The sequence below is a fragment of the Catellatospora sp. IY07-71 genome (assembly GCF_018326265.1).
Taxonomy (GTDB): Bacteria; Actinomycetota; Actinomycetes; order Mycobacteriales; family Micromonosporaceae; genus Catellatospora.
The window spans coordinates 2,249,933-2,263,479 of the sequence record NZ_AP023360.1; the positions used below are offsets into that span (position 1 = coordinate 2,249,933).

Annotated in this window: 10 protein-coding genes; 3 read left to right on the top strand and 7 right to left on the bottom strand. The window is 72.3% G+C overall.

Annotation, left to right across the window (positions count from 1 at the left end; translation table 11 throughout):
* Positions 1-133: 133 nt before the first annotated feature.
* From CS0771_RS10230 to CS0771_RS10250, 5 genes are all read right to left on the bottom strand, one after another.
* Entirely contained in the window at positions 134-277 is a 144-nt protein-coding gene (locus CS0771_RS10230) for a hypothetical protein (RefSeq protein ID WP_212840767.1), read from the bottom strand.
* Positions 278-517: 240 nt separating this feature from the next.
* Positions 518-1,567 carry a LacI family DNA-binding transcriptional regulator gene (locus tag CS0771_RS10235; protein WP_212840768.1) on the bottom strand — a complete coding sequence of 350 codons (1,050 nt, stop codon included), beginning with the start codon at positions 1,565-1,567 and terminating at the stop codon, positions 518-520.
* A 55-nt stretch (positions 1,568-1,622) separates the two neighbouring features.
* A complete protein-coding gene (locus CS0771_RS10240; RefSeq protein WP_212840769.1) occupies positions 1,623-4,460 on the bottom strand; it encodes a glycoside hydrolase family 3 C-terminal domain-containing protein in 2,838 nt (945 codons plus the stop codon).
* A 326-nt stretch (positions 4,461-4,786) separates the two neighbouring features.
* Positions 4,787-5,806 (bottom strand): sulfotransferase, encoded by a 1,020-nt coding sequence (locus CS0771_RS10245; protein ID WP_212840770.1) that lies wholly within the window; start codon positions 5,804-5,806, stop codon positions 4,787-4,789.
* A gap of 72 nt (positions 5,807-5,878) precedes the next feature.
* A complete protein-coding gene (locus CS0771_RS10250) occupies positions 5,879-7,090 on the bottom strand; it encodes an ROK family transcriptional regulator (RefSeq protein ID WP_212840771.1) in 1,212 nt (403 codons plus the stop codon).
* Positions 7,091-7,319: 229 nt separating this feature from the next.
* Between CS0771_RS10250 and CS0771_RS10255 the strand changes: the two genes are divergently transcribed.
* From CS0771_RS10255 to CS0771_RS10265, 3 genes are read left to right on the top strand one after another with little or no spacing between them, the layout of a single operon-like run.
* The gene (locus CS0771_RS10255; RefSeq protein ID WP_244870718.1) at positions 7,320-8,990 is read left to right on the top strand and encodes an extracellular solute-binding protein; all 1,671 of its coding nucleotides are present in this window, start codon (positions 7,320-7,322) and stop codon (positions 8,988-8,990) included.
* A 10-nt stretch (positions 8,991-9,000) separates the two neighbouring features.
* Positions 9,001-10,029: a sugar ABC transporter permease gene (locus tag CS0771_RS10260; protein WP_212840772.1), complete on the top strand. Its 1,029-nt coding sequence runs from the start codon at positions 9,001-9,003 to the stop codon at positions 10,027-10,029.
* A complete protein-coding gene (locus CS0771_RS10265) occupies positions 10,026-10,958 on the top strand; it encodes a carbohydrate ABC transporter permease (protein WP_212840773.1) in 933 nt (310 codons plus the stop codon). The genes CS0771_RS10260 and CS0771_RS10265 overlap by 4 nt, the downstream gene beginning before the upstream one ends.
* Before the next feature lie 238 nt (positions 10,959-11,196).
* Here the strand turns inward: CS0771_RS10265 and CS0771_RS10270 are convergent, their stop codons facing one another.
* Positions 11,197-11,961 carry an alpha/beta fold hydrolase gene (locus tag CS0771_RS10270; protein ID WP_212840774.1) on the bottom strand — a complete coding sequence of 255 codons (765 nt, stop codon included), beginning with the start codon at positions 11,959-11,961 and terminating at the stop codon, positions 11,197-11,199.
* Between the two features lie 191 nt (positions 11,962-12,152).
* Positions 12,153-13,547, bottom strand: coding sequence for a xylulokinase (gene xylB, locus CS0771_RS10275; protein WP_212840775.1), 1,395 nt, complete (start codon positions 13,545-13,547; stop codon positions 12,153-12,155).

Here is a 13,547-nt window from a genome sequence, read left to right on the forward strand (position 1 = left end):
CAGCGGCACGTCACCACCGTCCACCCATGCGTTCGCGGCCGTCCGGCGAGCCGGAACACGGCTCGGCCAGCAGGCTGACACGTTAAGAAGGGCACCTTCTACCACGGAAAGCGATAAGAAGGTGCCCTTCCTTTCAGCTGACGGTGCAGGTGGCGCCCTGGGCGGGCGCCCCGGCCAGGCCGACCGCGAGGGTGGAGAGGGTGACGACGCCGCAGGCTCCGGCGAACAAACGGCGCCACCGGCCCGGAGGGCGGATGGCGTCACTGTGGGTAGGCACTAGGATTCTCCTGTCCGTGGAGCCGCGCGACGCGAGTCGCCGCGGTAGGGCACTGACGGGGCGGATGTGGGCGCATCCGCCCCGTCGCTACCTCGTATCGCGTGCGCGGGGTGTCAGGGATTTCCAGGCGTTTCGGCAGACATCGATGGAAGCGCTCCCACCTCTGTCAGCACGATTTAACCGCGCGGTTGCCGTCTTGTGAAGTCCCGATTTCCGGGAAAACCCTTACCGCGCAGGCGATCAGGGGCGCGCGGGCGCGGCGGTGCTGGCGCGGGCGGTGAGCTTCGGCGCGAGCAGCGTCGAGTCGGGCACGGGCACCCCGTCGAGCTTCTGCATCAGCAGCTCCACGGCATAGCGGCCGACGTCCTCGGCCGGGATCTGCACCGAGCTGAGCACGGGCGAGGAGCGCTCGGCCAGCTCGTCGGGGCAGATCGCGACCACCGACACGTCCTCGGGCACCCGGCGGTCCAGCGTGCGCAGCGCGGCCAGCACGTGCGCGACGGCCGCCTCGTTGTGCACGACCAGGCCGGTCAGCCCCGGGTGGTGGTCGAGCAGCTGGGAGAGCGAGGTCTGCACCGCCTCCGGGTGCTCCTCGAACGGCTGCGCGTACGCGGTCAGCTTCAGCCGCTTCGCGGCCTCCAGGAAGCCGTCCCGGGTGCGGTGCGCGAAGCCGGTGTCCCGGTCGTAGACCACGCGCGGCGCGCCGAGCAGCGCCACCTCCCGGTGGCCGAGTGCGGCCAGGTGCTCCACGCACACCGCGCCGGCCCGGTGGAAGTCGAGGTCGACGCAGGTCAGCCCGGCCGAGTCGGCGGGCAGGCCGATCAGCACGCTGGGCCGCTCCAGCCGCCGCAGCGTGGGCACGCGCGGGTCGTGCATCTCCACGTCCATCAGCACCAGGCCGTCCACCAGCGCCCCGGCGGCGACCCGGCGCAACCCGGCCGGGCCCTCGTCGGCGGTCACCAGCAGCACGTCGTGGTGGTGCATCCGGGCGCTGGTCACCACCGCGGTGGCGAACTGCATCAGCACGGGCAGGTGCATGCCCTGCCGCAGCGGCAGCACCAGCGCGATCACGCTGGACCGGTTGCTGGCCAGGGAACGGGCTCCCGCGTGCGGGTGGAAGCCCAGCGCGCGGATGCTGGCGTGCACCCGGGCGCTGGTCGAGGCGGAGATGGCCCGCTTGCCGCTGAGCACGTACGACACCGTGCTCGTGGACACGCCCGCGTGCCTGGCCACGTCGGCGATCGTCACCACGCTGTCGCGCTGCGCCGACCGCCGCGTCCTGCCGTTCATGGCTGCTCCCGCCTGTTCTCCCCGTGCGGTCATACCCGCCGTCCGCCGTACCCGATCACGAGAACCGCAGCTCGCTCACGATGATGCCGGGCGCGTCGCAGACCAGGTATAGGTCGGTCCGGCCGGTCGGGGCCAGCTCCCGGCTGATCTTCGTGTACGCGTACCGCTCCCCGCCCGCCGAGACCGCCTCGGCCAGCACCTCACCGTCCAGCGGGTCGCCGTCCAGCAGCGCCACCCGGCCCGGTGCGCCGGTCACCGCGAACTCCACCGCCGCGCAGCCGGACAGGTCCGTCGCGCCGAACGACAGCCACGCCCCGGCGTCGGCGGCCCGCACCGAGTCGCCCCGCTCGGGAGCGGTGTCCACCAGCGCCACCGCGCACGCCTCGTCGTGGTCGATCGCGCGCAGCACGCCGGGCAGCCGGCGCGGGCCGATGCGCTCGCCGCGCACGGTCAGCGTCGCGCAGCCGCGAATGTCGGTGGCCGAGCGGCCGACCATGACCTTGTGCCGGGCCGCCTCGACCACGAACCGGCTCGTGGTCACGTCCCAGAAGGCCAGGTCGGCGGCCTTCAGCTCGATGGTCACCACGGTCTTCTCGCCGGGCGCGAGCGCGATCCGCTGGAAGCCGCGCAACCGGCGCAGCGGCTGCTTGACCCGCGAGCGCTGCTGGTGGGTGTAGAGCTGGACGACCTCCTCGCCGGGACGCTCGCCGGTGTTGGCCACCTCGACCCGCACGGTGACCACGCCGTCGGCGTCCACCGCGTCGGTGTCCAGGGTCACCGCGCCGTACTCGAACTCGCCCCAGCTCAGGCCGTGCCCGAACGGGTAGAGCGGGGTGCCGCGGTAGTAGAGGTACGTCGCGTCGCTGGTGATGATGTCGTAGTCGTAGAGGTCGGGCAGCTCGCAGTGGCTGCGGTACCAGGTCTGCGGCAGCCGCCCGGCCGGCTCGGCGTCGCCGAACAGCACGTCGGCCAGGGCGTGACCGTACTCCTGACCCCCGTGCGAGCTCCACAGGATCGCGGGCAGGTGCACGTCGGCCCAGCTGATCGCGTACGGGTAGCTGCTGGTCAGCACCAGGGCGGTGCGCGGGTTGGCGGCGTACACGGCGCGCAGCAGCGCCTCCTGCGCGGGCGGCAGGGCCAGGTTCTCCCGGTCCTCGGTCTCCCGGCCGTTGACCAGCGGGTGGTTGCCGAGCACCACCACCACCGCGTCGGCCTCGGCGGCGGCGGCCGCGGCCTGCTCGACGCCGCTGCGCCGCAGCTCCACGGTCAGCCGGGCGGCCTGGTCGTACGCCGCGCCCACGGCGGCGACCCCGTCCTCGCCCACGGTGAGGTAGCTCTGGCTCAGCTCGTGGTGCAGCGACAGCGTGCCGTCGGCCCGCTCGACGAGGCGGAACGTCTCATGCACGTCCCAGCCGTGCGGGCCGGACGAGTCGGCGACCAGCACGCCGTCCTTGACCGTCACGTGCCGGCCGTTGGCGGCCGAGCGCAGCGCGAGCACGCTGGTGCCCTGGTGGCCGCCCCGGCCGGGGTGGCTGCCCCAGTCGAACACGTCGAAGCCGTGCGGGTCGGCGAACGCCCGCCGCAGCCCGGCCGCCCCCGCGTCGCCGTCGGCGACCGCCAGGTAGCCGCCACCGGCCAGGCGCAGCGCGATGCGGTCCGCCCCGTCGGCGAAGTCCACGTTGTCCGCGCCGAGCCGCGCGGCCAGCCCGTCCCGCGCGGTGACCTGGTAGGGCAGGGTGCCGCTGTACCAGTCGGCCATCAGCTGGTCGCCCAGCGGCCCGATCACCGCGACCCGGCGGACCTCGGCGGAGTCGAACGGCAGCAGCCGGCACTCCTGCTTGAGCAGCACCATGCTGCGGGTGGCCGCCTCGCGGGCCAGCGCCTGGTGGGCCGGGCAGTTCACCACGTCCGGGTCGATCCGGGTGTACGGGTTCTCGTCCGCCGCGTCGAACTCGCCCAGCCGCAGCCGGATCGTCAGGATGCGGCGCACCGCGCGGTCCACGTCCGCCTCGGTGATCAGCCCGCGCTCCAGCGCCTCGGTCAGCCGCTCGATGGTGACGTGCGAACGCGCGTCGGCGTCGGTGAAGCTGTCCACGCCCGCCTTGAGCGACGCGGCGTGACTGGTGGCGTGATCGGGGAAGTACGCCTGCTGCGCCGGGTCGGCGAGGTTGCTCGGCGCGTACGCGTCCGACACCACCAGCACCTCGTCGTCGGTCCACGACCGCAGGTCGTCGGCCAGGTGCGGGCTGACGTGCGCGGGCCGCCCGTTGACCAGGTTGTACGACGCCATCACCGCGACCGCCGCGCCGCTGGAGATCGCCGGGCGGTACGCGGGCAGCTCGTACTCGTGCAGCACGCGCGGGCCGAGGTTGCTGGAGCTGACGCAGCGGTCGTTCTCGTTGTTGTAGCCGAGGAAGTGCTTCAGCGTCGGGGCCGTCTTCAGGTAGACGGGGTGGTCGCCGCGCAGGCCGCGCGCGTACGCCTCGCCCATGATCCCGGTGAGCCAGGCGTCCTCGCTGTAGCCCTCCTCGTTGCGGCCCCAGCGCGGGTCGCGCAGCGGGTTGACCACGGGTGCCCACACGTTGAGCTGGGCGCCGGACGGGTCCTTGTGGTGGCTGGCCCGGACCTCGTCGCCGGTGGCCGCGCCGACTCGGCGCGCCAGCTCAGGGTCCCAGCTCGCGCCGAGCCCGACGGCCTGCGGGAACACCGTCGCCTCACCGAGCCAGGCCAGGCCGTGCAGGGCCTCGGTGCCGGTGCGGAACGGGCCGAGCCCGAGCCGGGGGATCGGGGGCTGGTGCTGGTGCAGCAGGGACACCTTCTCGGGCAGCGTGAGCTGGGCGAGCAGGTCGTCGACGCGATCGGGCAGGGGAGCGCTGGGGTCGCGGAAGTTCATCGCCGGGTTCCTTCGTCTGGGCGGACGGTCGGAAGAGTGCGTGGAGTATGGGCAGCTCTGGAGGGGTAGTCGAAGCGCTTCGACAATGGATCGAGGATGGAGCATCCCTGATCCACAGTCGAAGCGCTTCGACGATCGGCCGAAAAATACTCCGCCCGGCGCTGTTTCCACCTGATTTCACAACGGAGTACGCCAGAGGTTTACCGCGCGCGGCGGGCCGTCGTCAAGGGAGCGTTCCCATCCGATCTTGACGGGTCACCGGCCCGCACGCTTCGGACAGCGCCCCAGCAGCGCGCCCAGGTGAATCGATCATGCTTTGTGGATCGTCAGCGGGAGAGCAGCTCGCGAGGCGCGGCGGGCCGGTAGGCGAGGGACTCGGCGGGCCGCATCCGGTCGCGCAGCCCACCGAAGGCGCGGCGGACGCCGACCGTGCGGCGCGGGCCGTCCAGCCGCGGGTAGTGCAGGTAGTGCACCCGGCCGGGGCCCTTCCACCAGGGCGAGCCCGCGCCCGACAGCGGGTAGCCCAGCTCGCGCAGGTGGCGGCCGAGCTTCGCCTCGCACAGCGTGATCTGCCACGGCGCCAGCCGCTCCCGCCAGCTGCCCACCCGGTCCGTGGTCACCGGCGCGTGCGTCAGCTTGTGCCAGCTCTTGCGGCTGGGCACCGCCACGTCGGCCACCCGGGCCGGCTCGGCCATCGCGGGGTCGTACTCCTCACCCAGGAAGCGGCAGATCGTGCGCAGCTCCGGCTCCGGGTCGGCGACCAGCCGCTCGTAGCGCACCTCGTGGTAGCTGTCGGCGGACAGGCTGCGGCGGGCGCGGGCCGAGCTGTCCATCGCCCGCGCCCAGTCCGAGATCGCGTGGCACACGTCCTTGCCCTGCTGCCACGGCGTCTCGCCGAGCGAGGCGACGCAGTCGCGCCCGTCCCGCACGATGTTCACGATCTGCGCGTCCGGAAACAGCCGCAGCAGCGCGCCGAGGTTGTTCAGATACGCCGGGCGCTTGTCGCCCCAGCGGGGCTTGTCGAAGCGGCGGGCGTACGCCTGGAACACGATGCCCATCGCCGAGCCCAGGGTCGGCGGGCCGGCCGCGATCTCCTCGATGATCACGTCCGCGTCGAGGCCGAGGTCGCCGAACGCGGTCTTCCCGTCCACGATCCACTCGGCCAGGCGGCGGCGGTTGGCGGGCTCGGCCAGGTCGCCGTAGGAGCGGCGGTTGGCGTACGCGGCCAGCAGGAACCGGGTCTCCGGAGGGATCGCGATGCGCGGGTGCGCGTGCAGCATCAGCTGCAGCATCGTCGTGCCCGACCGCGGGCAGCCCACCACGAACACCGGCCGGTCACTGCCCACGGGTATCGCTCCGTCCAGTTGGTCCGGATTACACCCGTAATAACGGCTCGCGAACGGATAACGATGCGCGCGTCAGAGGCGGGGGAGGCGGCCCGCGTCGACGTGGTCGAGGACGGTGGCGGCGCCGCCGGTGGCCGCCGCGCCGTGGTCCAGGATGGATGCGGCCACGCGCACGCCGCCCTGCTCCGGGCCGATGCGGCGGTCGCGCAGCTCGGTCTCGACCGCGGGCAGCAGCCAGGGCGCGAGCGGCACGAAGTAACCGCCGAGCACCACGACCTCCGGGTCGAGCAGGTTCGCCAGGATGGAGACGCCGATGCCGAGCGCCCGGCCGACCTCGTCCAGCGCCCGCAGCGCCGCCGGGTCGTTGCCGCGTGCCCGGCGTACCACCTCGTCGACCTCGGGCTGCAGGTCGGTGATGTCGCCGTCGCCCGCGACCTCGGGGAGGACCCGCGCGATGATCGCGGAGATGCCGGCGATGGCCTCCAGGCAGCCGCGGCGGCCGCAGCCGCACGGCGGGCCCTGCGGGTCGACGGTGATGTGGCCGATCTCGCCGGGAAAGCCGCGGTGGCCGCGCAGCGGGTGGCCGTCGCTGATGATGCCCGCGCCGATGCCGACCTCGCCGGTCAGGTAGATGAGGTTCTGCGCGCCGGCGAACTCGCCGTAGCGCGACTCGGCCAGCACCGCGAGGTTGGCGTCGTTGTCGACGGCGACCGGGAAGCCGGGCTCGCCGAGGGCGCGGTTGACGATGTCGCGCAGGTTGACGTCGTGCCAGCCCAGGTTGGGGGCCATGATGACGACGCCGTCCGGGTCGACCAGGCCGGGCACGCCGATGGTCAGGCCGAGCACCCGCCGCTCCTCCTTGAGCACGCGGTTGACCGCGCGGCGGCCCAGCGCGGCGATCGCGGTGGCGGCCTGGGCCGGGCTGGAGGCGAGCCCGGCGAACGAGCGCCGCCAGGACAGCACCTGCTGCCCGGCGAGGTCGATGGCCACGGCGGTGAGGTAGTCGGCGTTCACCTCGATGCCGATCGCGGCGTACGGTGAGCCGTCGAGGACCAGCATGGTGGCCGGGCGGCCGATGCGGTGCTCGGTCAGCCCGGTCTCGCGCAGCAGCCGCCGGTCGATGAGGTCGGCGACGAGGCTGGACACGGTGGCCTTGTTCAGGCCGGTCGCCGCCGCGATCTCGGCGCGGGAGCAGGGCGCGTGGCCGCGAACGTAGCGCAGCACGACGGCGAGGTTCGTGGCCCTGACGTCGGCGAAGTCCGCCGGCTGAGGGCCGCGCTGCATCGTGATCACCGTCTGCCCTCCGGTGTGACTGCACTGGTCGCACCATCATGCCGTATCCGCACATCCGGCGGCACGGGTGCGGACCCCGCGTGGGAACGCTCCCTTGTGGTCGGCAGGACCATGGGTTAGTTTGTTTAGTCGAAAGACGAACTAACTGTACCGCGTACCCCGCTCCACACACACCCCTTTCCCTGATCCTGAGCTTGACAAATGACGAAGGGAGCACGCCGTGGACAACCCCCTCGCGGGCGCGGCGGCGAACCGCCGGTCGTTCCTGAGCCTGATGGGCCTGGGCGCGATCGCCGTGGCCGGCGGCGGCACGCTCGCCGGCTGCGGTGAGAAGGCGGCGAACGAGGGCACCGCGCAGCAGGTCGACCAGCTGTCCGCGGTCCTGCCGAAGTACCAGCCGCTCGAGCTGGTCCAGCCGGACATCAAGGGCGTCTCGCCGGTCGCCAACGGGTTCACCAAGTACCCGGCCTCGCTGGTCGACGCGATCACCGAGAAGCCCGGCCGGGGCAGCACCATCACCACGATGACGCCGTACTGGGGCCAGGTGCCGGCCGGTCCCGGCCAGAACGCCTACCTCGACGCGATCAACGCGGAGCTGGGCGCCGTGGTGACCCCGGGCATCCAGGACGGCAACACCTACGCCGACAAGCTGAACGCGATCCTGCCCGCCCGGGACATCCCGGACGTGCTGTGCATCCCCAGCTGGGAGATCCCGAAGATCCCGAACTTCTCCGAGGCCGTCAAGGCCCTGTTCGAGGACCTGTCCGACCACCTCGCCGGGGACAAGGTCAAGCCGTACGCGATGCTGGCCAACCTGCCCACCGTGGCCTGGTCGAACGCGATCTGGAACCAGCGCCTGATGGCGGTGCCGTGGCCCACCGACGGCCCGTACCCGTGGGCGCTGTTCTACCGCAAGGACATCACCGACGTCCTCGGCGCGGCCGTCCCCAAGACCGCCGACGAGCTCTACCAGTTCGGCAAGAAGGTGACCAGCCCCGACAAGGGCGTGTGGGCCTTCAACAACATCCTGGCCATGGTCGAGATGATCTTCCGAGTGCCGGGCGCCAAGGAGGGCTGGCGGTACAAGGACGGCAAGGTCGAGTTCAAGTACGAGACGGCCGAGTTCAAGGCCGCGCTGGAGTTCATGGCCCGCCTCTACAAGGAGGGCCTGGTCCACCCGGAGGTGGTGGCGAGCAAGGGCGCCGACGCCAAGCTGCTGTTCTCCAGTGGCAAGATCGTCATGGTGCAGGACGGCGTGGGCTCGTGGCTCGGCGTGCAGGCGGAGCAGCAGAAGGTCACCCAGGGCTTCAACATGCAGCCGGTGCCCTACTTCGCCGCCGACGGCGGGCAGCCGCTGGTGCACGGCTCCGGCGACCCGATCTTCTACACCTTCGTCAAGAAGGGCCTGCCCAAGGAGAAGATCGCCGAGATCCTGGGCGTGCTCAACTTCGCCGCCGCCCCGCTGGGCACCAAGGAGTTCGAGCTCATCGAGTACGGCGTCGAGGGCAAGCACTTCACCCGGGGCGAGGGCGGCTGGCCGCAGGGCACCGACCTGCAGGCCAAGGAGAAGGCCGACCAGTTCCGGTTCCTGGCCGGGACGGCGCCGACGATCAAGTACGACGCGCGCGTCCCCACGTACGTCAACGACCTGATCAACTGGGAGAACGCCGCGGTGGGCTTCCTGGAGAAGGACCCGTGGTCGGGCATCAAGATCGAGATGCCGGCCGGCTACGTGAAGGTGAAGCAGCCGACCGAGGACAAGATCACCGACATCGCGCGCGGCCGGCGGCCGCTGTCCGACCTCGACGTCGTGCTGAAGGAGTGGCGCGACGGGGGCGGCGAGGAGGGGCGTACCTTCTTGGCCAAGGCGCTGTCCGACGCGGGCCGATGAGGTAGCACGAATGACAGGCAAGACCGGGGTGGCCGGGCCCGTGCAGGCCCGGCCCCTCCCCGTCCAGGCGACACCCGAGCCGCAGGCGGCCCCGCCGCCCGCCCGGCGCGGCATGACGCTGCGCGCGAAGTTCCACCGCGACCGCGCGCTGCTGCTGATGACCGTGCCCGCGGTGCTGCTGCTCGCGGTCTTCCACTACCTGCCGCTGCTGGGCAACGTGGTCGCCTTCATGGACTACGACCAGTGGGCCGGGGACAGCGCCGTCGAGGCGATCGTGAACAGCCCGTTCATCGGGTTCACCAACTTCGCCGAGCTGTTCGAGGACTCGCAGTTCTGGGACGCGCTGCGCAACACGCTCACCCTCACCGCGTTCCAGCTGGTCTTCTTCTTCCCGCTGCCGATCGCGCTGGCCATCCTGCTCAACAGCGTGCTGTCGCCGCGGCTGCGCGGCTTCATCCAGACCGTCGTCTACCTGCCGCACTTCTTCAGCTGGGTGCTGGTGGTGACGTTCTTCGTGCAGATGCTCGGCGGGGCGGGCCTGCTCGCCACGGTGCTGCGCGACAACGGCATGGAGCCGTGGAACATCATGGGCAACCCCGACACGTTCATCCTCCTGGTCAGCACGCAGGGGCTGTGGAAGGACGTCGGCTGGGGCACCATCATCTTCCTCGCCGCGCTCACCGCGATCGACCAGAGTTTGTACGAGGCGGCCGCCTCCGACGGCGCCACCCGGTGGCGGCGGCTGTGGCACGTCACCCTGCCCGGCCTGCGGCCGGTCGTGGTGCTGCTGCTCATCCTCCAGCTCGGCAACGCGCTCACCGTCGGCTTCGAGCAGTTCTACCTGCAGCGCGAGGCCGTCGGCCGACAGGCCGCCGAGGTGCTCGACACGTACGTGTACTACCTCGGCCTGGCCACCCAGGACTACGGCGTCGGCACGGCGGCCGGCCTGTTCAAGGCGGTCATCGGCCTGGTCCTGATCCTGATCGCCAACCGGTTGGCCCGCCGCTTCGGCGAGGAGGGGGTGTTCGTCCGCTCATGACCGCTCTGCTGAACCCGGCCGCGCGTGCCAGGCGGCGCAACCGGCGGCCCGCCTGGGAGGAGCCGCCCACCGTCGCCGGGCAGCTCGCCAAGGGCGCCGTGCTCACCGGCGTGGTGCTGGCCGTGCTGATCCCGGTGTGGTCGATCCTGGTGACGAGCTTCTCGTCCCGCCAGGCCATCGCGGACGCGGGCGGCATGGTGTTCCGGCCGCGGGACTTCGACATCTCGGCGTACGTGCTGATCTTCACGCGGGGTGAGGTGTCCCGCGCGGTTTGGAACAGCATGTTCGTGACGATCGTCGGCACGCTGCTGGCCCTGGTCTGCACCGTGCTCGCCGCCTACGGGCTGTCCCGGCCGGGCAGCCTGTTCCACCGGCCGCTGCTGCTGTTCTTCCTGATCACGTTCCTGATCGGACCGGGCCTGATCCCCAGCTACGTGGTGGTGACCAGCCTCGGGCTGAAGGACTCGCACTGGTCGCTGATCCTGCCCGCCGCCGTCAACGCGTTCAACCTGATCGTGGTACGCCAGTTCTTCATGGGCATACCCGGCGAGCTGGTCGACAGCGCGCGCATCGACGGGGCGGGGGAGTGGCGCATCCTGACCCGGATCGTGCTGCCGCTGTCCAAGGCCGTGGTCGCCGTCGTCGGGCTGTTCTACGCCGTCGGCTACTGGAACATGTACTTCAACGCGGTGCTGTACCTCAACAACTCCGAGGACCACGTCGTGCAGCAGGTGCTGCAGGCGTACATCCTGGCCGGCCAGAGCCCGGCGGGCATCGGCTCGCCGCCGGCGCTCGGGTTCCAGGCCCCGCCCAGCCTCGCCGTGAAGATGGCGGTCGTGGTCGTGGTGCTGATCCCGATCGTCATCGTGTACCCGTTCATCCAGCGCCACTTCACCAAGGGCGTCATCACCGGCGCCCTCAAGGGCTGATCGCCGCGGCACTCCCTTCGCCGCGGCGATCAGCCGTCCCCCACGGTGGCCGTCCTGCCCAGCCGTGCGCTGCTCTGCTCTGCCCTGCCCCGGCCCTGCCCCGGCCCTGCCCGGCAAGATCGCTAGTTCGTGTCCAAACCTGAGGTTCTACCCGAGGTTCTGACACGAAACCGCGATCATGGGCCAGCCGCCAGCCGCCAGCCGCCAGCCGCCAGCCGCCGTCGGCTGCGCGACGGGGTCAGGTCAGGAAGGCGGTGAGGACGGCGGCGAACTCCGGGTTGCGGACGACGGTGAGGTGGTCGCCGGCCAGGACCTTCCAGCGCGCGTCGGGCAGCCCGGCCGCGAGGACCTCCGGCCGCCGCGCGAGCCAGTCGTCGGTGCCCGCGAGAACCAGCGCGGGGATGGTGATCCGGTCCAGCGGGATCGGCGTGCGGTGACTCGCCTGCGCCTGCGCGGCCAGGGCCCGCCGGTCGGCGCCCGTCGCCTCGGCGAACATGCGGAAGCCCATGACCCGTTCGTCGGTGATGGTGGCGGGGTCGTCGGTGAGCAGGCCGTCGATCAGCTCGCGCCCCGGCAGCGCCGCCCGGTCCAGGCCGCCCTGCTCGACGACGCTCGCGCCGATCCCGCCCGTGACCAGGCGGCGGACCCGGTGGTCGCCCGCTGCGGCGAGCAGCGCGACGATGCCGCCCATCGAGTAGCCGGCCAGGTCGTAGCGGTTCAGCCCCAGCAGGTCGATGAGGACGCCGAGGTCTCGGGCCATCTTGTCCTCGCCGTACCGGTCGGGGTCGGTGTGCTTCTCGGACGCGCCGTGGCCCCGGGCGTCGATCGCGACGACGTGGCGGCCTGCCGCGACCAGCGCGTCGACCACGCCCGGCAGGTGCCAGTTGCCCAGCGCCGAGGAGCTGAAGCCGTGGTGCAGCACGACGGCGGGCAGGTCGCCGGTGGTCTCGCCCCAGGTGTAGTACGCCAGGGTGGTGCCGTCGTACGAGGTGAAGGTGTGCATGGCGGCTCTCCGATCAGGTCAGGGACTGCGGGTCCGCTGCACTCGATCGGCACGCCGCCGCGCGCGCGGCGCTCCGTGATCAGTCTCCGCACGCGCGCCGGGCCGGACATCGGCGATTTCACCGGTCTGCCGAGACGGCGTTAGGAAGGGCACCTTCTACATCGGAAAACGATAAGAAGGTGCCCTTCCTTTCAGAGGGTGAGGTCGCGGGCTTCGGCGTAGCGGGCGCGGACCGTGGGGGCCGGGTCGGCTTCGAAGAGTTCGGCGCCGGACAGGGTCCAGTCGGGGGACTGGCCGGTGGTGAGCCAGGCGGCCTGGCGGGCGGCGCCGTCGGCGACGTACTCGCCGGGCGGCGGGACCAGGACGGGGCAGCCGAAGACCGAGGGGGCGATGCGGCGGACCGCCTCGGAGCGGGCGCCGCCGCCGACCAGGACCACGCGGTTGACGGTGGCGCCCTGGCCGCGCAGGGCGTCGAGGCCGTCGGCCAGGGCGCAGAGCATGCCCTCGACGGCGGCGCGGGCCAGGTGGGCGGGGGTGGACGTGCCCAGGGTCAGGCCGTGCAGGGAGCCGGTGGCATCGGGCTTGTTGGGGGTGCGCTCGCCCTCCAGGTACGGGACGAGCACCAGGCCGCCCGCTCCGGCGGGGGCGGACAGGGCCAGCTCGGCGAGGCGGGCGTGGTCGACGCCGAGCATGGTCGCGGCGGCGTCCAGCACGCGGGCGGCGTTGAGGGTGCAGACCAGCGGCAGGAAGTGGCCGCTGGCGTCGGCGAAGCCGGCGACGGTGCCGGTGGGGTCGGCGGCGGGCACGGTGGCCACGCTGAACACGGTGCCCGAGGTGCCGATGGAGACGACCACGTCGCCGGGGCGGGCGCCGACGCCGAGCGCGGCGGCGGCGTTGTCCCCCGCGCCGGGGCCGAGCAGCGCGCCCGAGGCGGTGCGCCCGGCGGAGTCGGCGGGGCCGAGCACGACGGGCAGCAGCACGTCTTTGCCGAAGGCGAGCTTGAGCAGGTCGCGGCGGTATTCCCCGGTGGCGGGGGACCAGTAGCCGGTGCCGGAGGCGTCGCTGCGGTCGGTGGCCAGCGCGGCGAGGTCGCCGCTGCCGCCCAACCGCCAGGTCAGCCAGTCGTGCGGCAGGCACACGGCCTCGGTACGGGCGGCGTTGGCCGGCTCGTTGCGGGCCAGCCAGCGCAGCTTGGTCACGGTGAACGAGGCGACCGGCACGCTGCCGACGCCCTCGGCCCAGGCGCGCGGGCCGGCCTCGCCCGGCCCCAGCTCCGCGACCAGGTCGGCGGCGTCCGGGGCCGAGCGGGTGTCGTTCCACAGCAGCGCGTCGCGCACGACCGCGCCGTTCGCGTCGAGGCAGACCATGCCGTGCTGCTGCGCGCCGACCGAGACCGCCGCGACGTCGTCCAGCCCGCCCGCCTCGGCGATCGCCGTCTGGAGGGCCTGCCACCAGGCGTCGGGCGGGCAGGACGTGCCGTCGGGATGCGCGGCGCGGCCTTGGCGGACGAGCGCGCCGGTGCCGGCGTCGCGTACCACCACCTTGCACGACTGGGTGGAGGAGTCGATGCCGGCGACGAGTGCCAT